Annotated in this window: 22 protein-coding genes; 13 read left to right on the plus strand and 9 right to left on the minus strand. The window is 71.5% G+C overall.

Annotated features, from left to right (window positions below; genetic code table 11):
• The 4 genes from G5C51_RS20780 to G5C51_RS20795 form a co-directional block, all read right to left on the minus strand.
• Nucleotides 1-708 (minus strand): glutamine amidotransferase-related protein, encoded by a 708-nt coding sequence (locus tag G5C51_RS20780; protein ID WP_165239599.1) that lies wholly within the window; start codon nt 706-708, stop codon nt 1-3.
• Between the two features lies 1 nt (nt 709).
• Complete coding sequence (locus tag G5C51_RS20785) at nt 710-1,318, minus strand: DUF6082 family protein (protein WP_165239601.1); 609 nt, start codon at nt 1,316-1,318, stop codon at nt 710-712.
• A 134-nt stretch (nt 1,319-1,452) separates the two neighbouring features.
• Complete coding sequence (locus G5C51_RS20790) at nt 1,453-1,689, minus strand: hypothetical protein (protein ID WP_165239603.1); 237 nt, start codon at nt 1,687-1,689, stop codon at nt 1,453-1,455.
• Between the two features lie 164 nt (nt 1,690-1,853).
• Nucleotides 1,854-2,543 (minus strand): DUF6082 family protein, encoded by a 690-nt coding sequence (locus G5C51_RS20795; RefSeq protein ID WP_165239605.1) that lies wholly within the window; start codon nt 2,541-2,543, stop codon nt 1,854-1,856.
• A 331-nt stretch (nt 2,544-2,874) separates the two neighbouring features.
• Here G5C51_RS20795 and G5C51_RS20800 point away from each other — a divergent pair, with 331 nt between their 5' ends.
• Entirely contained in the window at nt 2,875-4,320 is a 1,446-nt protein-coding gene (locus G5C51_RS20800) for an FtsW/RodA/SpoVE family cell cycle protein (protein ID WP_165239607.1), read from the plus strand.
• The gene (locus G5C51_RS20805) at nt 4,317-5,780 is read left to right on the plus strand and encodes a peptidoglycan D,D-transpeptidase FtsI family protein (RefSeq protein WP_165239609.1); all 1,464 of its coding nucleotides are present in this window, start codon (nt 4,317-4,319) and stop codon (nt 5,778-5,780) included. Before G5C51_RS20800 ends, G5C51_RS20805 begins: the two co-directional genes overlap by 4 nt.
• 8 nt (nt 5,781-5,788) lie before the next feature.
• Here G5C51_RS20805 and G5C51_RS20810 read toward each other — a convergent pair whose 3' ends face one another.
• Nucleotides 5,789-6,250 (minus strand): DUF3291 domain-containing protein, encoded by a 462-nt coding sequence (locus tag G5C51_RS20810; RefSeq protein WP_165239611.1) that lies wholly within the window; start codon nt 6,248-6,250, stop codon nt 5,789-5,791.
• A gap of 17 nt (nt 6,251-6,267) precedes the next feature.
• On the opposite strand from G5C51_RS20810, the gene G5C51_RS20815 reads away from it, so the two are divergent.
• Nucleotides 6,268-6,750 (plus strand): GNAT family N-acetyltransferase, encoded by a 483-nt coding sequence (locus G5C51_RS20815; protein WP_165239613.1) that lies wholly within the window; start codon nt 6,268-6,270, stop codon nt 6,748-6,750.
• Nucleotides 6,751-6,792: 42 nt separating this feature from the next.
• Nucleotides 6,793-7,425: a GNAT family N-acetyltransferase gene (locus G5C51_RS20820; protein ID WP_165239615.1), complete on the plus strand. Its 633-nt coding sequence runs from the start codon at nt 6,793-6,795 to the stop codon at nt 7,423-7,425.
• Here G5C51_RS20820 and G5C51_RS20825 read toward each other — a convergent pair.
• The gene (locus G5C51_RS20825; RefSeq protein ID WP_165239617.1) at nt 7,422-8,528 is read right to left on the minus strand and encodes a ferritin-like domain-containing protein; all 1,107 of its coding nucleotides are present in this window, start codon (nt 8,526-8,528) and stop codon (nt 7,422-7,424) included. The two genes, G5C51_RS20820 and G5C51_RS20825, sit on opposite strands and share 4 nt — an antisense overlap.
• Nucleotides 8,529-8,650: 122 nt before the next feature.
• Between G5C51_RS20825 and G5C51_RS20830 the strand changes: the two genes are divergently transcribed.
• The 5 genes from G5C51_RS20830 to G5C51_RS20850 all read left to right on the plus strand — a co-directional run bounded on the left by G5C51_RS20830 (nt 8,651) and on the right by G5C51_RS20850 (nt 13,040).
• Nucleotides 8,651-9,583: an AurF N-oxygenase family protein gene (locus tag G5C51_RS20830; RefSeq protein ID WP_165239619.1), complete on the plus strand. Its 933-nt coding sequence runs from the start codon at nt 8,651-8,653 to the stop codon at nt 9,581-9,583.
• Between the two features lie 60 nt (nt 9,584-9,643).
• Nucleotides 9,644-10,369, plus strand: a complete 726-nt coding sequence (locus G5C51_RS20835; protein WP_165239621.1) for a TetR/AcrR family transcriptional regulator — start codon at nt 9,644-9,646, stop codon at nt 10,367-10,369.
• Nucleotides 10,370-10,407: 38 nt separating this feature from the next.
• Complete coding sequence (locus G5C51_RS20840; RefSeq protein WP_165239641.1) at nt 10,408-10,638, plus strand: hypothetical protein; 231 nt, start codon at nt 10,408-10,410, stop codon at nt 10,636-10,638.
• A 30-nt stretch (nt 10,639-10,668) separates the two neighbouring features.
• On the plus strand, nt 10,669-11,877 hold the full coding sequence (locus G5C51_RS20845) for an outer membrane protein assembly factor BamB family protein (protein ID WP_165239623.1): 1,209 nt from the start codon (nt 10,669-10,671) through the stop codon (nt 11,875-11,877).
• Nucleotides 11,878-11,957: 80 nt separating this feature from the next.
• On the plus strand, nt 11,958-13,040 hold the full coding sequence (locus tag G5C51_RS20850; RefSeq protein WP_165239625.1) for a C40 family peptidase: 1,083 nt from the start codon (nt 11,958-11,960) through the stop codon (nt 13,038-13,040).
• A 125-nt stretch (nt 13,041-13,165) separates the two neighbouring features.
• Here G5C51_RS20850 and G5C51_RS20855 read toward each other — a convergent pair whose 3' ends face one another.
• The gene (locus G5C51_RS20855; RefSeq protein ID WP_165239643.1) at nt 13,166-13,573 is read right to left on the minus strand and encodes a roadblock/LC7 domain-containing protein; all 408 of its coding nucleotides are present in this window, start codon (nt 13,571-13,573) and stop codon (nt 13,166-13,168) included.
• A 79-nt stretch (nt 13,574-13,652) separates the two neighbouring features.
• Nucleotides 13,653-15,236 (minus strand): sensor histidine kinase, encoded by a 1,584-nt coding sequence (locus G5C51_RS44085; protein ID WP_338118238.1) that lies wholly within the window; start codon nt 15,234-15,236, stop codon nt 13,653-13,655.
• 167 nt (nt 15,237-15,403) lie between these two features.
• On the opposite strand from G5C51_RS44085, the gene G5C51_RS20865 reads away from it, so the two are divergent.
• A complete protein-coding gene (locus G5C51_RS20865) occupies nt 15,404-16,252 on the plus strand; it encodes a protein phosphatase 2C domain-containing protein (protein ID WP_165239627.1) in 849 nt (282 codons plus the stop codon).
• Between the two features lie 35 nt (nt 16,253-16,287).
• On the opposite strand, the gene G5C51_RS20870 is transcribed toward G5C51_RS20865, so the two are convergent.
• Nucleotides 16,288-16,767, minus strand: a complete 480-nt coding sequence (locus tag G5C51_RS20870; RefSeq protein WP_338118239.1) for a MarR family winged helix-turn-helix transcriptional regulator — start codon at nt 16,765-16,767, stop codon at nt 16,288-16,290.
• Nucleotides 16,768-17,026: 259 nt separating this feature from the next.
• On the opposite strand from G5C51_RS20870, the gene G5C51_RS20875 reads away from it, so the two are divergent.
• The 3 genes from G5C51_RS20875 to G5C51_RS42570 all read left to right on the plus strand — a co-directional run bounded on the left by G5C51_RS20875 (nt 17,027) and on the right by G5C51_RS42570 (nt 20,793).
• Nucleotides 17,027-17,902: a lysozyme gene (locus tag G5C51_RS20875; RefSeq protein WP_165239629.1), complete on the plus strand. Its 876-nt coding sequence runs from the start codon at nt 17,027-17,029 to the stop codon at nt 17,900-17,902.
• Nucleotides 17,903-18,067: 165 nt separating this feature from the next.
• Nucleotides 18,068-18,913, plus strand: a complete 846-nt coding sequence (locus G5C51_RS20880) for a lysozyme (protein WP_420824836.1) — start codon at nt 18,068-18,070, stop codon at nt 18,911-18,913.
• A 74-nt stretch (nt 18,914-18,987) separates the two neighbouring features.
• A complete protein-coding gene (locus tag G5C51_RS42570) occupies nt 18,988-20,793 on the plus strand; it encodes a serine/threonine-protein kinase (RefSeq protein WP_206314120.1) in 1,806 nt (601 codons plus the stop codon).

Consider the following 20,793-nt stretch of genomic DNA (forward strand, 5'->3'; position numbering starts at 1 on the left):
CTAAGAGACAGAGGTGGTAACCAGTAACGTGCCCCGCGTACTTGTCATCCAGAACGCCGCCGCCGCTTCATCGCGCTCGGCCGCCCGTACGACCTCATCGGGATCGCACCCCAGCTCCCGCAGCCGCTCGGCATCCCACGCCGCCCGCACCCGCCCGGCGGACACCTCCGGATGGAACTGCACCCCCCACGCGACCTCCCCGCACCGGAACGCCTGATGCGGACACCGCTCACTCTCGGCCAGCCAGGCCGCCCCCGACGGCAACACGGTCACCTGATCCTTATGCCGCTCAATCGCCGTCACCCGCTCCGGCAGCCCACGCAGCAGCGGATCATCGGCAGCCTCGCCGCGCAGCACCAGCGCCGTACTCCCGATCTCCGGCTCCCCATGACTGGCCCGCACCTCACCACCGGCGACAAGGGCGAGCACCTGCGCCCCCTGACAGATCCCGAAATACGGCACCCCACGCTCGAGCGCCTCGCGCGCGAGCGCACGGGTCTGGGCAAGCCAAGGCATCGCGGCATCGTCATCAGGCATGGGCGAACCGCCGAGCGCGATCAGGGCATGGTGACCGGAGAGATCGTCGGGCAGCACGCCCCCCTCGTACGGATGCACCACGTCGAGGTCGAGCCCGCCCTCCACAAGCCACTCACCAAAGCGGCGCGGCCCGCCGGCGGCGGCGTTCTGGATGACAAGTACGCGGGGCACGTTACTGGTTACCACCTATCGGGTTACTGCGACCACCGGCCGCTACGCCCATCAATATCTCGACGAATCTGACATCGTTCCCCGAATTCATGCGCGCCTCCCAGAGGCCCTGTGTGGCCCTCCAATATCGCCGCCCCGGTTCACCGCGGACAAGTTCGGAAAAGTTCCCACGCAGCTCGTCCTCCGACATTTTCCCCATCGTGAATGCCGAAGACCAAAAGGTCACGATCTTCGTAATGTAGATGTGCTGCCGCGCCTCTACGTCGCTACCCAGCGAGGTCGGCCCCCAACAGGCACGAAGCGCAGGGTCGTCCATTGCCGCATTCAACAGCTCTGTATGCAGGGATCGGTGAATCAGCTCCAGGTTGGCCCTGGAATCCCGCACCTGCAGAGCCAACGACGCAATGACCCCGACCAAGGTGAGCATGCCGAAGACCGAAGCAACACCACCGTAGGCCCCGGCGACATTACTGAAATGCTGCCAGTCACCTTTCCGAAGCCCACCGATCAGCAGCAACATATAAGGGACAACGAAAACAAAAACCAGGACACTGAACACAATCGCTGCAACTATGCGTCGATCTCTGGCAGTTCGCCACAAATCACTCATTGACCATTCCCCCACCACGGCCGCGTCGCACTCCGACGTTCGCCGCACCGATGGTGCCATGCGAATCCGCCGCGCGCAGGACAATGCCGGCTGTACCGCGGCGCGGCACAACCGGCATTCCCAGGCCTGACCCGCTACGCGTCGGGGATGTCGACCTTCGCGCGCAGCAGCGTCTCACGCGAGACGATCACAATGCGCTCATGATCCCCCCGGGAGGCGTCGACGGGCAGGGATGGCTCCAGCTCCGCGGTGGCTTCGGTGCCGATAACGGCAAAGTCGCCGTTGTCCAGCTCGAATAGATCCGGGCAGGTCTGCCCGGTCATACTGCCGCGCTGACGGGGAGAGGCCCCGAGCCTCCGCACAATGTTCACTTAAGATCGTTCCTCGATGAATTCATGGGCGAGATGATTACGGAGAGTGATCCTCCGCGCGGCGGACGAAGGCCGCCGCGTCATCGTATTGCTCCCATTCCTTCGCGAGCCACAGGAACACCACGATCGGCTCACTCATCGTTACCCAGCGGTGGCTGAGTACGCTACGCCCTCCACCACTCCCGGCGTTGCTCTTCATCCTCCAAGCGCCGCAGCACGTCGTCCGTAATCGCGGCGAGTCTGTTCTCCGGCGAGCCTGGCTGCAGCGTCCTGCGGTGCAGACGCGTCGCCTCCCAGTACTCGCGGAAGACGGGATTCTGCAGATGGATCGCCATCGCCCCGCGCACCTCCGCCTCCGGATGCGTATCCACTTGATACGCATGAAGGACCTGCATGTACACCATGTTGGCGTACAGAAACTGCCGACGCCGCTCGGCCGGGATGTCGTCGCCGTACGTGTCCAGTACGGCCAGCAACTCGTCGTCCTCCAGCGCCCGTCCCGTCACCTCGAGGTTGAGGCGGAACTGCTCCGTGACGTCGCGGTTCGCCTGGATGCGGTTGGACTCCGCCATCATCGTCAGCTGGCGCATGACGCGCTCGTTCTGGGCCGAGAGGTGGCGTTGCTGGGAGATGACGGCCACCGCTACCACCGCGCCGGTGAGTACCGAGAAGACCGCCGTGGCGGCGGTGAAGGTGTCGTCGTCGCCGAATCCGTCCACTGCCGTGCCTACTACCAGCACCAGCACGCCCGCGAAGGCCACGGCCAGAAGCCACAGCCCGAGCGCCGCGATCACCGCCGCTCCGATGCCGTCTGAGCCCCGCCCTGTCCTGCCCGGTCCGATCGGTCCCGCCATGGTCGGCCCCCTGTCCCGAGGGCGGCGCGCCGCAGGGGACCCCGGGGTGATGGCACACGTGGGGGAGGGCGACGGCCGCAGTCGGTAAAGCACTTACCCGCCGGTGCCGAGCGACGCTGGCCGACACCTGCTCGGGGAGTAACTGCGCGGCCGGAGAAGGAGCTTGGGAGGTACACGCGAGGTTCGAACGGCCGCGGTATGGATGACTTGCCCGGGATTACGACCCGGTAACCGCACGGTCACGTTGACGTGATCACGGCGAAACACTCGCCGCCATGCCCACAAAGCGGCATAAACGACAATACGGCCCATAGTTGGTACGTTCGGCCGCATGACCGCCGTGCCCGCCGAGGCCGCCCCGGGCGCCGCCTCCAACGCCGCCGCTGCCGCCGCGGACGAGGCCCGCACGCGCCGCAGGATCGACACCCCGCCGCCCGCGCCGCCCCAGCCCCGCCGCGGCGGCTCGCAGGCGCTGCTGCTCGCCGGGGCCATCGCCGTATCGGTCTACGGATATATCAACACCGGCCTCGCCCTCGACGGCTCCGTCCCCGGCGACACCCTGCGCTACGCCGGCGGGCTCGCCGCCCTCGCGCTGATCGGGCATCTCGCCGTCCGCTTACGGGCCCCGTGCGCCGACCCCGTGTTGCTGCCGATCGCGGTCCTGCTCAACGGGCTCGGCCTCGTCCTGATCCACCGCCTCGACCGCGACGCCCCCACCGCGCAGCCCGGCGCCCCCGCGCAGCTGCTCTGGTCCGCCGTCGGCGTCGGCCTGTTCGTCGCCGTCCTCGCCGCCGTGCGCGAGCACCAGCTGCTCCAGCGTTACGGGCAGCGCTGCGCCGTCGCCGCGCTCGTCCTCATGATCGCGCCGATCTTCTTCCCCGCCGTCAACGGCGCCCGCATCTGGGTGCGCATCGGCGGGCTCTCCCTCCAGCCCGGCGAGTTCGCGAAGGTGCTGCTCGCGGTCTTCTTCGCGGCTTACCTGGCCGCCAACCGGGAGGCGCTCACCTACAGCGGCGGCCACCGCATCCGCGGCCTCGCCCTCCCGCCCCGCTCCGTGCTCGGGCCGATCGTCGCGGTGTGGGCGGTGTGCCTGGGCATCCTGCTGCTGGAGCGGGACCTCGGGGCCTCGCTGCTGTTCTTCGGTCTCTTTGTCGCCATGTTGTACGTGGCGACAAACCGCCCCGGCTGGCTCGCCGTCGGCCTCCTCCTCGCCGCGCTGGGCGCCTTCGCGATGGCCACCGTAGTGCCGCACGTACGCGACCGCGTCGACGGCTGGCTCGCCCCGCTGGCCGGGATCGAGGAGGGCGCCGGGACCGGGCAGCTGGCCCAGTCGCTGTTCTCCTTTGCCAGCGGCGGGCTGCTCGGCACCGGGCTCGGGCGGGGCGAGTCCGAGCTCATCGGCTTCGCCGGCAAGTCCGACTTCATCCTCGCCACCGCGGGCGAGGAGCTCGGCCTCTCCGGGCTCACCGCGCTGCTGCTGCTCTACGCGCTCTTCGTCAGCCGCGGCTACCGCGCCGCACTGGGCCTGGCGGCCCGTAACGACGACTTCGGCGCGCTGCTCGCCGTAGGCCTGTCCGTCATCGTCACGCTGCAGGCCTTCGTCATCTCCGCCGGCGTGCTCGGCCTGATCCCGCTCACCGGCATGGTGATGCCCTTCCTCGCCCAGGGCGGCTCCTCCGTCGTCACCAACTGGGTGATCGTCGCCCTGCTGATCCATCTCACCCACGCGGCCAGGAAGCCCACGCCCGCCGCCGCGCCCGCGGAGAGCGCCCCATGATCCGCTGCACCCGCCACACCGCCGCCTTCAGCCTGCTGCTGCTCCTCGCCCTGCTGGCCGGCGCCGGCCGCGTCCAGGTCGTCCAGTCCGCGAGTTACGACGACAACCCGGGCAACCGCCGCACCCAGATCGCCCGCTGGTCCCAGCCCCGCGGCGACATCTACATCGGCGACCGCAAGGTCACCGGCTCCACCGACACCCGCCAGGACCTGCGCTACGAGCGCAGCTACACCGCCGGCGACCTCTACGCCCCGGTCACCGGGCACGCCTCCCAGGGCTACGGCGCCACCGGCCTGGAGTCCGCCGAGGACGACCTGCTCAGCGGGGCCGACGACCGGCTCGCCCCGTTCCCGTTCTGGCACGAGATCACCCGCAGCCTGCGGCCGCCGGGCGATGTGCACACCACCATCGACAGGGACCTGCAGCGCATCGCGTACGACCGGCTCGCGGGCCGCAAGGGCGCCGTGGTCGCGCTGCAGCCGCGCACCGGGCGCATCCTCGCGCTGGTCAGCACGCCGTCGTACGACCCCCAGCAGCTCTCCAGCAACGGCCGCGATACCACCGCCGCCTGGCGCCGCCTGACCCGCGACGACGACCAGCCGCTGCTGAACCGGGCGATCCGGCAGACGTACCCGCCGGGCTCCGCCTTCAAGGTCGTCACCGCCGCCGCGGCGCTCGAGAACGGCGTCGTCGGCGACATCGACGCGCCGACCCGCACCCCGAGCCCGTACCGCCTCACCGGCAGCAACACCCTGCTGCGCAACGCCTCAGGGGGATGCGCGGACGCCTCGCTGCGGGATGCCTTCGCCGCGTCCTGCAACACGGTCTTCGCCAAACTCGGCGCCGAGGTCGGCGGGGAGGCGATGGCGGCGACGGCGCGCGCCTTCGGCTTCAACGCAGGCGAGGACGAGCTGCGGCTCCCCTCCCCCGCCCTGCCCAGCGTCTTCGCGACCCGGCAGGACGCGGCGCAGGTCTCTTTGTCGGCCATCGGCCAGTACGAGACCCGCGCCACCCCGCTGCAGATGGCGGAGGTCGCGGCCGCGGTGGCCAACGGCGGGCAGCGGATGCGCCCGTACCTGGTGGAGCGGGTCACGGACGGGGACGGGGACACGGTCGGCGTGACCCGGCCCGAGGTGGCCGGGTCCGCGATGCGGCCGATGACCGCGCAGCTGCTGCAGCAGATGATGGTGGACGTGGTCGAGCGCGGCACCGGCAAGCGCGCCGCCATCAAGGGCGCGGTGGTCGGCGGCAAGACCGGCACGGCGCAGCACGGGGTGGAGAACTCGGCGATCCCGTACGCCTGGTTCATCTCCTGGGCCAAGTCGGGCGGCGCCGCGAGCGCGGCGGACGTGGCGGTGGCGGTGGTCGTCGAGGACGCGGAGGCGCACCGGGCGGACGTCAGCGGCGGCGGCAGCGCGGCGCCGATCGCGCGCGAGGTGATGAAGGCGGCGCTGGACTGAAACGGCGGTCAGCCGAGGTCGGCCGCCTCCGGCGGATACGTGTCCCGCAGCGTGAACGCGTACGCCGTCGGCCCGTCCTCGCGCAGCCGCACCAGCCGCTTCTCGGCATCCGCCGGCGTCGGCCGGTGCCCGGCCTGCACCCACCACAGCGCGGTCATCGGCTCCGTCACCCGTTCGAACCACTCCCGCCGCCGGCGCATCAGCTCGCGGTGCTGCCCGGCGTACATGAAGGCCTTCAGGGCGTCGACGTCCCGCCACACCGTCAGGTTGATGATGATCCACTCGTCGTCGAAGACCCGCACGTCCGTGGCGTCGTCGCCGTCACCCTGCAGCCGCCAGACGAAGCCGTCCGCGGCGTCGGCGGTCGCGTTCACCGGCTCCAGCCCTGCCACGAAGTCGGCCAGCTCGGGCGAGTCGAGCGGGAAGCGGAGGCGGGAGATATTGACCTGGGCGAGCTGAAGCGGCGACATGCGGCCAGACTCTAACCATGGAGATCAAGGGTGAAAAGGTCGTTCTGCGCCCCGTCGACCCGGCCGACTATCCGCGGCTGCGGGAGCTCCTCGCGCGGCCGGAGGTACACGTCTGGTGGGGCGACCTGGATGACGACGAGCTGGCGAAGCTGCTGGTCATCCTCTACCAGGGCGAGATCGCCGGCGGCATCCAGTACGAGGAGGAGACCGACCCCGACTACCCCCATGCCGGGATCGACGTCTTCCTCGACCCCACCATCCGCGGCCAGGGGCTCGGCGTGGACGCCGTACGCACGCTGGCCCGCTGGCTGATCGACGAGCGCGGCCACCACCGCCTGACCATCGACCCCGCGGTGACGAACACGGCGGCCATCCGGGCGTACGAGAAGGTGGGCTTCAAGCCGGTCGGCGTCATGCGCAAGTACGAGCGCAACCCGGTCACCAGGGAGTGGAACGACAACCTGCTGATGGACCTGCTGGCCGAGGAGCTCGCCCCATAAATTCGCAGGCGGCCGAGCCGTCGCCGATCTAGCATCCCCGCCATGACATTCCAGCTCGAAGGTCCGGTCCTGGAAGGCGCGTACGTGCGCCTGGAGCCGCTCGGCCCGCAGCACGCCGACGGCCTGGCGGCCGCCGCGGCGGAGAGCCGCGGCAGTTACTCGCACACGTGGGTGCCGCGCGGGATCGCGGAGGCCGAGGAGTATGTACGGGCCCAGCTGGAGCGGCAGGCGACCGGGCGGCTGGCGCCGTACGCACAGGTGCGGCGCGCCACCGGGCAGGTGGTCGGGGCGACCTCCTACTGGGAGCCGCGGCTGTGGCGCGGGCCCGACCGGCTGGACGCCATCGAGGTCGGCTTCACCTGGCTCGCCGCCTCGGCGCAGGGTACGGGGATCAACGCCGAGGCCAAGCTGCTGCTGTTCCGGCACGCCTTCGAGACCTGGGGCGTGGCGCGGGTGGACCTGAAGACCGACGCCCGCAATGCCCGCTCCCGCGCCGCGATCGAAAGCGTCGGCGCCCGCTTCGAGGGCGTGCTGCGCAACTGGTCCCGGTCCTGGGCGCCGGGCGAGGACGGGAAGCTCCGCGACTCGGCGATCTTCTCGATCACCGCCGACGAGTGGCCGGACTGCCGCGCCCGGCTGGAGAAGCGGGTGGCGTCGTACGGGACACAGCCCTAGTCCTGCGCCCCCTGCGCGATCGCGTCCTCCACCTCCGCCGTCCGCTCCGCCTCCTCGGCCGCGAACCGCTCCGCATCCAGCTTCTCCGCGATCTCCTCGTCCTGCTGCATCAACAAGTCGAGATTCGAGTCGCCCATCTCGAAGACACCCATATCGACATAGGCACGCTGCAGCCGCTCGCCCCACAGCCCGATGTCCTTCACGCACGGCACGATCCGGCTGAACAGCAGCTGCCGGAAGAGCTGCAGATACTCGCTGCGCTCGCTCAGCTCGTTCGCCTCGGCCGCCGGGATGCCGAAGTTCTCCAGCACCTCGGTGCCGCGCAGCCGGTCCCGCATCAGATAGCAGCCCTCGATGACGAACTCCTCGCGCTCCCGGAGCTCCTTGTCGGACAGCTGCTGGTAGTAGTCCCGCAGCGCCATCCGCCCGAAGGCCACATGCCGCGCCTCGTCCTGCATCACGTACGCGAGGATCTGCTTCGGCAGCGGCTTGTCGGTCGTGTCGCGGAGCATCCCGAACGCCGCCAGCGCCAGGCCCTCGATCAAGACCTGCATCCCCAGATACGGCATGTCCCAGCGTGAGTCGCGCAGGGTGTCCCCCAGCAGCGACTGCAGGTTGTCGTTGATCGGGTACAGCATCCCGATCTTGTCGTTCAGGAAGCGGCTGTAGATCTCCGCGTGCCGCGCCTCGTCCATCGTCTGCGTCGCCGAGTAGAACTTCGCGTCCAGGTCCGGCACCGACTCCACGATCCGCGCCGCGCACACCATCGCGCCCTGCTCGCCGTGCAGGAACTGGCTGAACTGCCACGACCCGTAGTGCTTGCGCAGCTCGCCCTTGTCGCGCTCGGTCATCTTGTCCCAGTACGGCGTGCCGTACAGCGTCATCGCCTCGTCCGGGACGCCCAGCGGGTCGAGCGGGTCCACCTCCAGGTCCCAGTCGATGCGCAGAGCCGAGTCCCACTGCTTGTCCTTGCCCTTCTGGTACAGGGCCAGCAGCCGCTCCCGGCCGTCGTCGTATTCCCAGCTGAAGCGGGCCGCGCCGGTGGCCGGCACCTGCCAGTTCATGTCGTCGGGGGTGCGGGTGTACATCTCTTCCGTCGTCATCGACGCTCCCAAAGCCCGGACACGGGTGGATAGTTGGCAGGCTCACACGTGTGTTACCCATCGGTCAATAAAGCGTGCCGGAGGGATTGACGCGCTTACTGACGCCGAGTCTCATAAGAACCATGACTGCTGTGGCCGGCAATGAGGCGATACTCCGCGACGTCCTCGGCGTGATCAAGGACCGCGAGTCCGTGGCCGAGCGACTCCTGGCGTCCTCCGCGAAGCACTCCTTCGACCCGGACAAGGAGCTCGACTGGGACGCCCCCTTCGAAGAGGGCAAGTGGTACTGGCCCCCCGAGCTGGTCTCCCTCTACGACACCCCGATGTGGCACCGGATGCCCGAGGAGCAGCGGCACGAGCTGGCCCGCCGCGAGGGCGCCGCACTCGCGTCGCTCGGCATCTGGTTCGAGATCATCCTGATGCAGCTGCTGGTACGGCACATCTACGACAAGCCGCTGGGCAGCAAGCACGTCCGGTACGCGCTCACCGAGATCGCCGACGAGTGCCGGCACTCGATGATGTTCGCCCGCCTGGTCAACAAGGGCGGCATCGAGCCGTACAAGGTCACCTGGTTCCACCACAACCTGGCGCGGCTGCTCAAGACCGTCTCCACCACGCCCGGTTCGTTCACCGCCACTCTGCTCGGCGAGGAGATCCTCGACTGGATGCAGCGGCTGACCTTCCCGGACGAGCGGGTCCAGCCGCTGGTGCGCGGCGTCACCCGGATCCACGTCGTGGAGGAGGCGCGGCATGTCCGCTACGCCCGCGAGGAGCTGCGCCGGCAGATGATGACGGCGCCGCGCCTGTCGAAGGCGTTCACCCGGATCAGCTCCGGCGAGGCGGCCCGGGTCTTCTCGATCGCCTTCGTCAACCCGCAGGTCTACACGGACACCGGGCTCGACAAGCGCGAGGCGCTGGCCCAGGTGAAGGCGAGCGCGCACCGCCGCGAAGTGATGCAGACGGGCGCCAAGCGGCTCACCGACTTCCTGGACGAGATCGGCGTGATGCGCGGCGTCGGCCGCAAGCTGTGGCAGAGCTCCGGGCTGCTCGCCTGATTCGAACTGACTAACCCCCGAGCGGGTGGCAGGCCTTGGCGAGAGGTTACGCTCACCTGCATGACCCATACGGCCGCGTATCGCAGGCTCAGCGTCGAGGAGCGCCGAAGACAGCTCATAAACGCCGCACTCGACCTCTTCGCGCACCACCGGCCGGAGGACGTCTCCCTCGACGACGTCGCCGCCGAGGCGGCCGTGTCCCGCCCGCTGGTCTACCGCTATTTCCCCGGCGGCAAGCAGCAGCTCTACGAGGCCGCGCTGCGCAGCGCGGCCAACGACCTCCAGCAGTGCTTCGTCCAGGCCGAAGAGGGCCCGCTCACCCAGCGGCTGGCCCGCGGCCTGGACAAATATCTCGCCTTCGTCGACGAGCACGACGCCGGCTTCAAGGCCCTGCTGCAGGGCGGCAGCGTCGTGGAGACGTCCCGTACCAGCGCGATGGTCGACGAAGTCCGCCGCGACGCCGCCGAGCAGATACTCAAGCACCTGCAGGTCCCCAAGCCGGGCCTGAAGCTCGGCATGATGATCCGCACGTGGATCACGGCGGTCGAGGGTGCCTCCCTGATCTGGCTCGACGAGGGCAAGCAGCCGCCGCTCGACGAGCTCCGCGACCTGCTCCTCGACCACTTCCTCGCCACCCTCGCCGCCACCGCCGCGGGCGACGAGCAGACCGCCGAAGTCGCCCGCAGGGCGCTCGGCCTCGAGGACGAGGACAGCCCGATCAGCGACCTCATCGAGCGGGTCATCGCCGTGGTGGGCGAGGCCTGGAGCGTCCCCGCGCAAGACTGAGCCCCGTGCCTAAGAACGTGACTTTCTCCGGCGGCCCCATGGACGGCCGCGCGCTGCCGGTGCAGCCCGGGCTCACCGGCCAGCCCCCCAAGACGTACAAGATCCCGGTCCCGGATCCGGACGGCGGCCCACCCACCGTGCTGGTCTACCGCCGCCGGCCGCGCGCCCACGGCAAGGTGCTGGGGCTGCCGAGCGGCTGGGTGTACGTCTACGACCCGGACGCGGATCCCGATGACGGGCCCAAGTGGCCCTGGTCACGTCGGCGTTGAAAAGCGACACGAAGATTTAAGCTCAAGGTCATGACCATGCGGGGGAAGCCTGGTTCGACCGGCCCGGCGGCACCCTCCCGGCGCCGGATGCTGCTGACCGCGTCCGCCGGCGCGGGAGTGCTGGCCGCGGGCGGCGGCAGCGCGGCCTGGTGGCTGCTCGGCGGCGGCGACGAGCGGCCCGAGGAGCCGTGGGAGGCGGAGCCGCTCGCGTCGTACGACCCCGAGGAGGCGCCGCCGCCACTGTGGCGGCTGCCCCGGGCCGGCGACGCGGACGGACCGCCGCCGGTGCCCATCGGCCGGTACGTCGCGCATGCCGCGGCCGGCGGCGGCGTGACGGCCCGCACCGTCACCCGCGGCGAGGCGGTCTGGCGCAACGGCGACGCGGACGTGGGCCGCGGCCTGATCGCGGAGTCCGGACTGCTGCTGGCGGCCGATGTCGCCGGGCGGGTGCTCGCCCTCGACCCGGTGACCGGCAGGCCGCGCTGGGTGGCGGCGGGAGCGCAGGCGACGACGCTGCTCGCGGCGGACCCGCTGACGCTGTACACCCGGACCCGCGGCACCGGGCGGCACGGCCAGGGCGGCCGCCATGACCCCGCCGGCGGGATCGCCGCCATATCGCTGAAGGACGGCGCGACCCTGTGGCGCGCGCCGCCCCCGGTGCGGCTGCCCGCGCGGGCGGCCGCGGCTTCGGCGCGACTTGTGCTGTACGGGGACGAGGGCGACGCCGCGGCGCTGGACGCCACCTCCGGCGTGGTGGTCTGGCGCCGCAAGGAGCTCGGCGACACCGCCCTGACCCCGTACACCGCCGACGGCGCGGTCTATCTCGGCGGCGCGGAGCTGCTGTCGCTCGACCTCACCGACGGGCAGGAGCGCTGGCGGCTCCCGGCGGACGGCGGGAGTTGGGGCGCGCCGGCGGTGCACGACGGGCGGGTATACGCCTGCGAGCGCGCGACGCTCCGCGCGCTCTCCACCGACGACGGCGACGCCGAGGGCTGGTCGCTCCCGCTGGGCCACCACGGCCCGGCCCCCGCCCCGGCCCCGGTCGTCCAGCACCGCACCCTGTGCCTCCCCTCCAGCCCGGGCGAACGCGCCGGGCTCACCTTCTGCGACCTGGCCACCGGCCGCCCGACCTGGAGCTACCCGCCCCCGACCACGCCGGGCACCTGGCGCCTCGCCGCCGGCGGCAACCGCGTCTTCACCGCCCGCGGCACCTCGGTCTCGGCACTGCCGGTGATCTGACACACCGCTCGTAGGCCGATCCGACGATCCCGCAGCCGCGCCGCCGCGGGCGCCGCCGCCCGCCATGTCACGATCGCGCCATGCGTCTGCCCTCCATCCGGTACGCCTGCGTCGCCGTGGTCACCGCATCGGTGCTGGCCCTGCCGTACCCACCGCCCACGGCGGTCGCCGCGCCGGAGCCCGAGGGCCCCGAGGGGCAGGCGCAATCGCTCGGCGCCGTCCTCGGACGGCTGCAGAAGCTCTACGCGGACAGCGAGTCGGCCACCGACGCGTACAACACCGCCGACGAGGAACTCAAAGCGCAGCGCAAGGAGGTCCGCTCGCTGGACCGCCGCCTCACGAAGGCCCGCAAGAACCTGACGCTGAGCCGCCGCCAGGCCGGGCTGATCGCCCGCGAGCAGTACCAGAACGCCGCCTTCTCCCCGTACGTGCGGCTCCTCCTGGCCCGAGACCCGCAGGCCGCGCTCGACCAGGGCCAGGTGCTCCGCCGCGCCGCCGGCAATCGCGCCGCGGCCGTCGAGCGGCTGGCCGCCGACACCAAGCGCATCGGCGTGCTGAGCGGGGCCGGCCGCAAGGCACTCGACAGGCAACTCACCCTCGCCGCCAAGGCCAAGCAGCGCCGCACCACCGTCAAGCAGCGGCTGCAGGACGTCGAGGAGCTGCTGTCGTCGCTCTCCGAGGAGCAGTTGGCGGCCTTGAACGAGATCCAGCTCGCCGATGCCACCGAGGCGCAGCGCGAGCTGCTCGACGCCGGCACCCTCGGCGACGGCGCCAACGACGACGGCAAGCCCCCGGCCCCGGCCTCCCGCCCCGGCAATCGCGCGGTGTCGTACGCCCTCGACCAGCGCGGCAAGCCGTACCGCGCGGGCTCGGCGGGTCCGAAGGCATACGACGCGTCGGGCCTCACCCAGCGCGCCTGGCGCGCGGCCGGCCGCAAACTGCCGCGCACCGCGGGCGGCCAGTGGCGCGAGCTCCCGCACGTATCGCTGAAGCGCCTGCGCCCTGGCGACCTCGTGGTCTACAAGCCGGACGCCGCCCACGTGGCCCTCTACCTCGGCGACGGGCGGGCCCTGGAGTCGTCACCCTCCGGCAAGAAGGTCCGCGTGGTCCCGGTGGCGGCGCGGCCGCTGCTCGGCGCGGTCCGGCCCGACGGCCGGAAGTAGGAGCGGGGCGATTGCGCGCACGTCCGATCCTGGTCGACCGCCGCCCCATCGCCCGTCGCGCCCAGCCGCGCGGCGTCTGGGGCCGAGTCCCGGAATCCCCCGGCGCCGGACCGCGGCGGAGCCGCCTAGCTGCCGCTCGGCTCCAGTGACCGCCGCAGCTCGGTGCGGAGTTCGGGCGTGAGCACATGTCCGGCCCGGCCGACGAAGAGCGCCATGTGATAGCAGACGACATTGAGGTCGGCGTCCGGGGTGGTCAGCACGCCGAGCAGGGCGCCGTCGCCGACGGTCATCACCAGCAGGCAGCCGTCGTCCATCGCCACCATGGTCTGCTTGACCGGCCCTGCCTCCATCAGGTCCGCGGCGCCCGAGGTCAGGCTCGCCAGCCCGGACACCACCGTGGCCAGCTCGCCGCCCTCGAACGGCACCGGGTCGGTGGCCAGCAGCGGCAGCCCGTCGGAGGAGACGACGATGACCGCGCGCACCCCGGGCGCCTCGGCCGCCAGGCTGTCCAGCAGCCAGCGCAGGTCGCGCATCGCATGGTCGTGATTCACGCCGTCCACCGGGGCCTCCTCGTGCCGTTCACCATTGCCGCTGTCACGCTCGCACCGTCGCTCATGGCCTCGTCTCGGGATGCGCGGCCGTCTCCGCCGCGGCGGCTCTGAAGCCCTCCCGCGAACCCTGCTGCAGCCCGCCGAGCAGCCGCCGCACCTCCACCGGATCGGCGGCCCTGCGCTCGGCCTGCTGCGGTCCGGGCTCCGCGGCGCGCACGGGGACCTTGGGCGTACGACGCGGGAGGCCGCCGACCGTGGGCTGCGCGGATGTCTCGGACTGGGCGGGCGGCACGGACGTCATCCGCTGGGTCGCCGGCGCGGAGGCCGATGGCACGGTCGTCACCCGCTCCCACTGCCCGGTGCCGCCGTCCGCGCCGGGATGCGCCGCCGCCGTCGCCCGTGTCCCGAAGTCCTCGGCAGGCCGGGAGTGTTCCGCCCCGTCCCGCCTTCCTCGTACAGCTGCGGCCCCGACGCCGGCCGACGGCCGGTCCTCCACCACCCGAAGACCGACCGTCGCGGGCTCCGGCACGGCGACGACCACCCGGGCCGGCAGCGTGACCTCGGCGGTGATGCCGGTGGCCTGCGAGCGCAGCTCGACCCGGACGCCGTGCCGGGCCGCGAGCCGCGCGACCACGTAGAGGCCGAGGCCGAGCGCCTCGCCGGGGGCCGGGCCCGGGTCGGGCTCGGTCAGCCGGGAGTTGAGCTCCGCGAGCCGGTCCGGCGGGTGAATGCCGATGCCCTCGTCCCGCACGGTCAGCAGCAGCCGGCCGTCCGGCAGCAGCCGGCCGGCGAGCTCGACCTGCGACTCGGGCGGGGAGCAGGCAGTGGCGTTCTCCAGCAGCTCGGCCAGCAGGTGGCCGGTGTCGCCGGAGGCGAAGCCGTTGAGCTGCACCTCGGGAAGCCCTGGCGTGATGTGCACGCGCTGATACGCCTCGATCTCGCCGACGGCCGTACGCAGCACGTCGATCAGCGGGAGGTGCTCGCGCCGCGGGCCGCGCTGGTCGGAGCCGGCGAGGACGAGGAGGTTCTCGCTGTGCCGGCGCATGCAGGCGGCGAGGTGGTCGAGTTGGTAGAGGGTGTCGAGCCGGTCGGGGTCCTGCTCGTTCTCCTCGAGGTCGTCGATGAAGGCGAGCTGCCGCTCGACGAGGCCGAGGGTGCGCCGGGACAGGCCGACGAAGGTGCCGTGCACCGCCTCCTGCAGGCCGGTGATGCGCTGGGCCAGGGCGGCGCGCTCGCGCAGCAGGGTGTCGCGCTCGACGGTGTGCGCCTCGCGGGTGTCGTCGAGCTCGGCGCGGGCGGCGGCGAGCTGGGCGGAGACACCACCTGCCCCGCCCTCGCCGCCGCCCGCGCCCGCGGCGCTCCGGTGGCCGGCCCGGCGCAGGGCGTACGCGCCGATGCCGATGGCGAGCGCCAGGCACAGGGCCAGGAGGGCGCCCTGCAGCTGCAGGGCCGAGGCCGCGTCTGAGGAAGCGGAGCTGGAGGGGGCGGAGCGCAGGTCCCGTACGGCGGCGGCGACTCCCGGCGCGCCTGCCGCAAGGACCGCGACGCCGACGATGATCAGCGCCGCCACGTTCCGGGTCTTGCCCGGCATCCGTTCCGCGCGCCGGCGTCGCCGCACCGCCGCCCGCCCCTCTTCGCTGTGCACGCGCTCCCCCTTCCCGTCCGGCCCTGAGCGCCGAGTTGACACTTTCAGCACTGCTCAACGAGACGTGGGCATATGCGGAACCGTCACACGAAGGAGTGAGGGACGTGGTACGGGCCCGTCAGTGGTGCGGTAGTGGTGCTGTTGGTGCGGCCAGGCAGACTGGGGTCATGCGCGTTGAACTGGCCTGTGTGCCCGGGAAGCCGGACGTACCCAATGAGGATTTCGCCGCCGTGTCCCTGCCGTCCTCCGGCAGCGGCGGCAGCGTCGTGGTCCTGGACGGGGTGACGCCGCCGGCCGACGGGGACACCGGGTGCGTGCACTCCGTCCCGTGGTTCACCGCCCGGCTGGGCGCGGCGCTGCAGGAGCTGGCGGGCGTACGGCGGGAGCTGACGCTCGCCGACTGCCTGGCCGCGGCGATCGCGCGGACCGCGGACGCGCACCGGGCGACCTGCGACCTCACGCACGTACGGACGCCGCAGGCCACGGTGGTGGCGGTGCGCTGGGACGAGCAGCGGGTGGAGCATCTGGTGCTGTCCGACTCGGCGCTGCTGCTGAAGTCGCCGTCCGGGCAGCTGCGTACCGTGCTCGACCGCCGCCTCGCCGACCTGCCGCCGGCGCTGCGCGCGCTGCGGGCCGAGGTGCGGGCGCTGCCGCCGGGCTCGGCGGAGCGGGAGGCGCTGGGGCGGGAGTACGGGCGCGCGATCGAGGGGCTGCGCAATGCCGAGGGCGGGTTCTTCACGGCGGCGGCGGATCCGGACGCGGCGCGGCGGGCGGTGGCCGGCAGCACCCCGCGGGCGGAGGTGGCCGCGCTGGCGGCGCTGACGGACGGGGCGACGCGGTGGACCGAGGTGTTCCGGATGGGCGACTGGGAGCAGCTCTTCGCGCTGCTGGCGAAGAAGGGGCCGCGGGAGCTGATCGAGCAGGTCAGGGCGGCGGAGGCGGCGGATCCCGAGGGGCGCAGGCACCGGCGGGGGAAGCCGCATGATGATGCGGCGGCGGTGCTCGTGGAGCTGTGAGGGCTCGCTCGGGTACGCGGGCCGCGCTTCTCGCGTCAGCCCGTCGACTCGTTGAACCGCCCCAGCAGCCGCGCCAGCTCCGCCACTTCCTTGTGGTCCCAGCCACCGAGCCGCTGCACATACCGCTCGTAACGCGCCGCCCGGACCCGGCTCACCCGGCGGGCGCCCTCCTCGGTGAGCACGAGCAGCGAGGCGCGGCCGTCCGCCGGATCCGGCTCGCGGGCGACCAGGCCGAGCTCCTCGAGGGCGCTCAGCTGGCGGCTCATCGTGGCTTTGCCCACGCCGAAGAATCCGGCCAGCTCCGAGGCCCGCTGCACGCCGCTGTCCGCGAGCCGGACCAGGAGCCCGTACGCGGCGGGCTCGAGCTCCGGGTGGACCTCCCGTGCCATCTCCCCCGAGGCGGACCGGGCGCGGCGGTAGAACAGCGTCAACTCCCGTTCCAGATCCAGGAAAACGTGGTCCACACCATTCCCGCGGTCCGGCTGCGCCGCCTCGGCGGCGCCGGTCTTGTGCACGTCAAGGGCTCTCTTCCGGCTGCCAGATGATGAAAGTTTTCTTCAGCGGCCCGGGTAGCCGCAGCTCCGTCAGAGTTTCGCAGGAGTAGACCAACGGCACCACCCAGGCCCTCTTCCGCCACGCGCACGCCACCCTTACCGTCGTCGAAGCACCAGCAGTGACATGGCCATACCAATCGACAAGTCGCCCTACCGGCTTGCCGGTCGGAACCCCCCACGCTTTCCGGTCCGAGGCACCCCCACCACCCCGGAGGTAAGCATGACTCCCCGTAACGGATCACGTCTGGCCAGACGCACCACGGCCGGCGCGATCGCCACGGTCATTGCGTCACTGGCGATGATGCTCGGCATGTCGAGCCCGGCCGCGGCCGCCCCTGACGACGGCAGCGGCAACAAGTCGACTCAGAGCCCCAGCGCCGACCAGATCAAGCCCGGCGAGGCGTACATGGGCGTCGGCGTCCGCGCCCACGAGCCCGGCAACCAGCAGGCGAACCCGATCACCCCGATGGCCACCGTCGAGGGCGTCGACGTCTCCAGCCACCAGGGCAACGTCGCCTGGTCCACCCTGTGGGGCAACGGCGTCCGCTTCGCGTACGTCAAGGCCACCGAGGGCACCGGCTACAAGAACCCGTACTTCGCGCAGCAGTACAACGGCTCGTACAACGTCGGCATGATCCGCGGCGCCTACCACTTCGCGCTGCCGAACAAGTCCTCCGGCGCCACCCAGGCGAACTACTTCGTCGACAACGGCGGCGGCTGGTCCAAGGACGGCAAGACGCTGCCCGGCGCACTCGACATCGAGTACAACCCGTACGGCTCCACCTGCTACGGGCTGAGCCAGTCGGCCATGCGCAGCTGGATCACCTCCTTCATCAACCAGTACAAGGCCCGTACCGGCCGCTACGCCCCGATCTACACGACCACCAACTGGTGGACCACGTGCACAGGCAACTACGGCGGCTATGCCTCCAACAACCCCCTGTGGATAGCGCGCTACGCCTCCAGCCCGGGCACGCTCCCGGCCGGCTGGGGCTTCTACACCTTCTGGCAGTACACCTCTTCCGGCGCCGTCGTCGGCGACCACAACAAGTTCAACGGCGACATGACCCGGCTGAAGGTGCTGGCGACCGGCTGACGAAGCCGGTGCAGAGCGGCTGACTTCCCCCTGCGGCGCAAGCAAGCACAGCAAGCTGCGCGCGCCGTGCAGCCGTGACCCATCGCCGCCGGCCTCCCGGAGCTGCTCCTCCGGGAGGCCGGCGGATCCCCCCACGGAATTCCCCCCACGAAAGGCACCTTTGCCATGCCCATGCTTCGCATACGGCAGCTGCGCCCGACCCGCCGCGGCGCGCTCCTGGCCTCCACCACGGCCCTGCTCCTCGCCCTCCCCGCGACCGCCGGCACCGCCCAGGCCGCCCCGCTCGAGGACACCGAAGGACCCGCGCGCGGCGAGGCGTACATGGGCGTCGGCGTCCAGGCCCACGAACCGGGCGCCCCGGTCGACGAGCCGATCGCCCCGCAGGCGACGACCGAGGGCGTCGACGTCGCCAGCCACCAGGGCAACGTGGACTGGCCGGCGCTGTGGAACAGCGGCGTGAAGTTCGCCTACGTCAAGGCGACGGAAGGCAACTACTACAAGAACCCGTACTACGCCCAGCAGTACAACGGCAGTTACGACGTCGGCATGATCCGCGGCGCCTACCACTTCGCCACCCCCAACGACGCGAGCGGCGCCGAGCAGGCCAACTACTTCGTCGACAACGGCGGCGGCTGGTCCAAGGACGGCAAGACCCTCCCCGGCGTCCTCGACATCGAGTGGAACCCGTACGGCGACGCCTGCTACGGCAAGTCCGACGCCGACATGGTGGCCTGGATCAAGGACTTCGTGAACACGTACAAGTCCCGCACCGGCCGCGACCCGGTCATCTACACAGCCACCAGCTGGTGGACCGACTGCACCGGCAACAGCGCCGAATTCGGCGCCACCAACCCCCTCTGGATCGCCCGCTACAACACCTCCCCGGGCGAACTCCCGGCAGGCTGGCCCACCCACACCATCTGGCAGTACACCTCCACCGGCCCGATCGTCGGCGACCACAACCAGTTCAACGGCGGCCTCGACCGCGTCCAGGCACTGGCAAACGGCTGACGGACAAATCGCTGCACCTATCATGTCCCCCCGAGTACGACCCGCCACTTCCGTAACACCCTCGGGGGGACACGATGCAGCCGCTGGGACCCGACGACCCGCACGAGATATCCGGATATGTGCTGCGCGGGCGGCTCGGCGAGGGTGGCATGGGTACGGTCTATCTCTCCCACACCCGCGGCGGGCGCCCCGTAGCGCTGAAGGTGGTCCGTCGCGAATACGGGCTCGACCCCGAGTTCCGGCGCCGGTTCAGCCAGGAGGTGGGGGCGGCCCGGCGGGTGCAGGGCCCCTACACCGCCGCGGTACTGGACTCCAACACCGAGGACGCGCAGCCCTGGCTCGCCGGTGAATACGTCATGGGCCCCTCGCTCGCCTCCGCCGTGAGCCGGCACGGCCCGCTGCCCCTCACCACCGCGCTGCAGCTGACCGCCGGCATCGCCGAGGCACTGAAGGTGATCCACGGCGCCGGCGTCATCCACCGCGACCTCAAGCCGTCCAACGTCCTGCTGGCCGCCGACGGCCCGCGCGTCATCGACTTCGGCATCGCACGGGCGGCCGACGCCACCTCCCTGACCGGCTCCGACGTGCGTCTCGGCACCCCCGCGTACATGGCGCCCGAGCAGGTGTCCGGCGGGCAGGCGACCACCGCCCTCGACCTCTTCGCCCTCGGCCTCGTCGCCTCCTACGCGGCGTCCCGGCAGCATCCGTTCGGCGATGGCGCGAGCCAGGCGCTCCTCTACCGCATCGTCGCCGAGGAGCCGGATGTCTCCGCCTGCCCGCCGGAGCTGCGCGAACTCGTCACCGCCTGCCTGTCGAAGGACCCGGCGGCCCGGCCCACGACGGACCAGGTGATCGACTACTGCCGGGGGCAGCTCGGCGATACGGCCATGGGCCGGTCGGTCGGCTGGTGGCTGCCGGACGGGGTGCGGCAGGACGTGGCGCAGCAGGAAGAGACGCTGCGGCTGGCCGCATCGGGCGAAGAATCCGGCAAGGCGCCCGGCTTCGCTGCGGCTCCGACCCAGACCCCGGCCACGTACGTCCCGACCGCCCCCTCCGCGCCCCCGCCCGCGGCGCCTGCGGCGTCCGACGACCCGTATGCGGCGACCGCGTCCGCTCCCGTGGGTGCTGCCCCCAGGGCGCGTGAGGGCGCGGAGCGCAAGCAGCGTCGAGGCGGCCTGAAGGTGGCCGGCATCCTGCTGGCCGCGGCGGTGGTGGCGGGCGGTTCTGCCTTCGTCGTCACGCAGCTGACCGGCGACGGCGGCGGCAAGGAGAATGCGGGCAACTCTTCCGACGCCACCGGCGGCAAGAGCCAGAGCGGCAAGGACACGGACACGGATGCGGGCGGCGGCTCGGCCGCCGGCAAGGCAAAGACGGAGCCCGGCTGGACGGTGACGGAGGACGGCAGGCCGCTGCGCATCCAGGCCCCGGAGATCAACCCGAAGTCGTACACGCAGGAGAGCAACGGCATCTGTGACGACGCGCAGGTCACCATGGTCGACCTCAACGACCTCGAGGTGTCCGATCACGACGGCGATGTCATCGAGGGCGGCGAGTACATCGGCACCCTCGGCTACCTGGCCTGCGCCGACCGGAACCCGAGAAACGGCCTCTCCGTCCGCGACGGGGCGAGCGCCTGGGGCCTGGCCCCGAACGACAACCCCAAGCCCTCCGAGTGCCGCACGGCAGCCGGCGGGAGCAGCCTGGACAAGACGATCTCCCTGAAGCAGATCGCCGCCGACTCGGTCCTGAAGAAGGGCACCGGCCTGTGCGTGCTCACCGGCCAGGACGCGGTGGTCCACCTCAAAATCACCGACGTGAAGAAGGAAGCCGACGACCTGCGCACCTACTTCACCTCCGCCACCCAGTGGAAGGAGCGCTGA

Source organism: Streptomyces coryli, assembly GCF_011044975.1.
Classification (GTDB): domain Bacteria; phylum Actinomycetota; class Actinomycetes; order Streptomycetales; family Streptomycetaceae; genus Streptomyces; species Streptomyces coryli.

What these genes read in the sequence shown, in the direction of transcription:
- G5C51_RS20785 (WP_165239601.1), bottom strand. Translation starts at nt 1,318, where the DNA reads ATGAGTGATTTGTGGCGAACTGCCAGAGATCGACGCATAGTTGCAGCG.
- G5C51_RS20795 (WP_165239605.1), bottom strand. Translation starts at nt 2,543, where the DNA reads ATGGCGGGACCGATCGGACCGGGCAGGACAGGGCGGGGCTCAGACGGC.
- G5C51_RS20800 (WP_165239607.1), top strand. Translation starts at nt 2,875, where the DNA reads ATGACCGCCGTGCCCGCCGAGGCCGCCCCGGGCGCCGCCTCCAACGCC.
- G5C51_RS20805 (WP_165239609.1), top strand. Translation starts at nt 4,317, where the DNA reads ATGATCCGCTGCACCCGCCACACCGCCGCCTTCAGCCTGCTGCTGCTC.
- G5C51_RS20810 (WP_165239611.1), bottom strand. Translation starts at nt 6,250, where the DNA reads ATGTCGCCGCTTCAGCTCGCCCAGGTCAATATCTCCCGCCTCCGCTTC.
- G5C51_RS20815 (WP_165239613.1), top strand. Translation starts at nt 6,268, where the DNA reads ATGGAGATCAAGGGTGAAAAGGTCGTTCTGCGCCCCGTCGACCCGGCC.
- G5C51_RS20820 (WP_165239615.1), top strand. Translation starts at nt 6,793, where the DNA reads ATGACATTCCAGCTCGAAGGTCCGGTCCTGGAAGGCGCGTACGTGCGC.
- G5C51_RS20825 (WP_165239617.1), bottom strand. Translation starts at nt 8,528, where the DNA reads ATGACGACGGAAGAGATGTACACCCGCACCCCCGACGACATGAACTGG.
- G5C51_RS20830 (WP_165239619.1), top strand. Translation starts at nt 8,651, where the DNA reads ATGACTGCTGTGGCCGGCAATGAGGCGATACTCCGCGACGTCCTCGGC.
- G5C51_RS20835 (WP_165239621.1), top strand. Translation starts at nt 9,644, where the DNA reads ATGACCCATACGGCCGCGTATCGCAGGCTCAGCGTCGAGGAGCGCCGA.
- G5C51_RS20840 (WP_165239641.1), top strand. Translation starts at nt 10,408, where the DNA reads ATGGACGGCCGCGCGCTGCCGGTGCAGCCCGGGCTCACCGGCCAGCCC.
- G5C51_RS20845 (WP_165239623.1), top strand. Translation starts at nt 10,669, where the DNA reads ATGACCATGCGGGGGAAGCCTGGTTCGACCGGCCCGGCGGCACCCTCC.
- G5C51_RS20850 (WP_165239625.1), top strand. Translation starts at nt 11,958, where the DNA reads ATGCGTCTGCCCTCCATCCGGTACGCCTGCGTCGCCGTGGTCACCGCA.
- G5C51_RS20855 (WP_165239643.1), bottom strand. Translation starts at nt 13,573, where the DNA reads ATGCGCGACCTGCGCTGGCTGCTGGACAGCCTGGCGGCCGAGGCGCCC.
- G5C51_RS20865 (WP_165239627.1), top strand. Translation starts at nt 15,404, where the DNA reads ATGCGCGTTGAACTGGCCTGTGTGCCCGGGAAGCCGGACGTACCCAAT.
- G5C51_RS20875 (WP_165239629.1), top strand. Translation starts at nt 17,027, where the DNA reads ATGACTCCCCGTAACGGATCACGTCTGGCCAGACGCACCACGGCCGGC.
- G5C51_RS20880 (WP_420824836.1), top strand. Translation starts at nt 18,068, where the DNA reads ATGCCCATGCTTCGCATACGGCAGCTGCGCCCGACCCGCCGCGGCGCG.
- G5C51_RS42570 (WP_206314120.1), top strand. Translation starts at nt 18,988, where the DNA reads ATGCAGCCGCTGGGACCCGACGACCCGCACGAGATATCCGGATATGTG.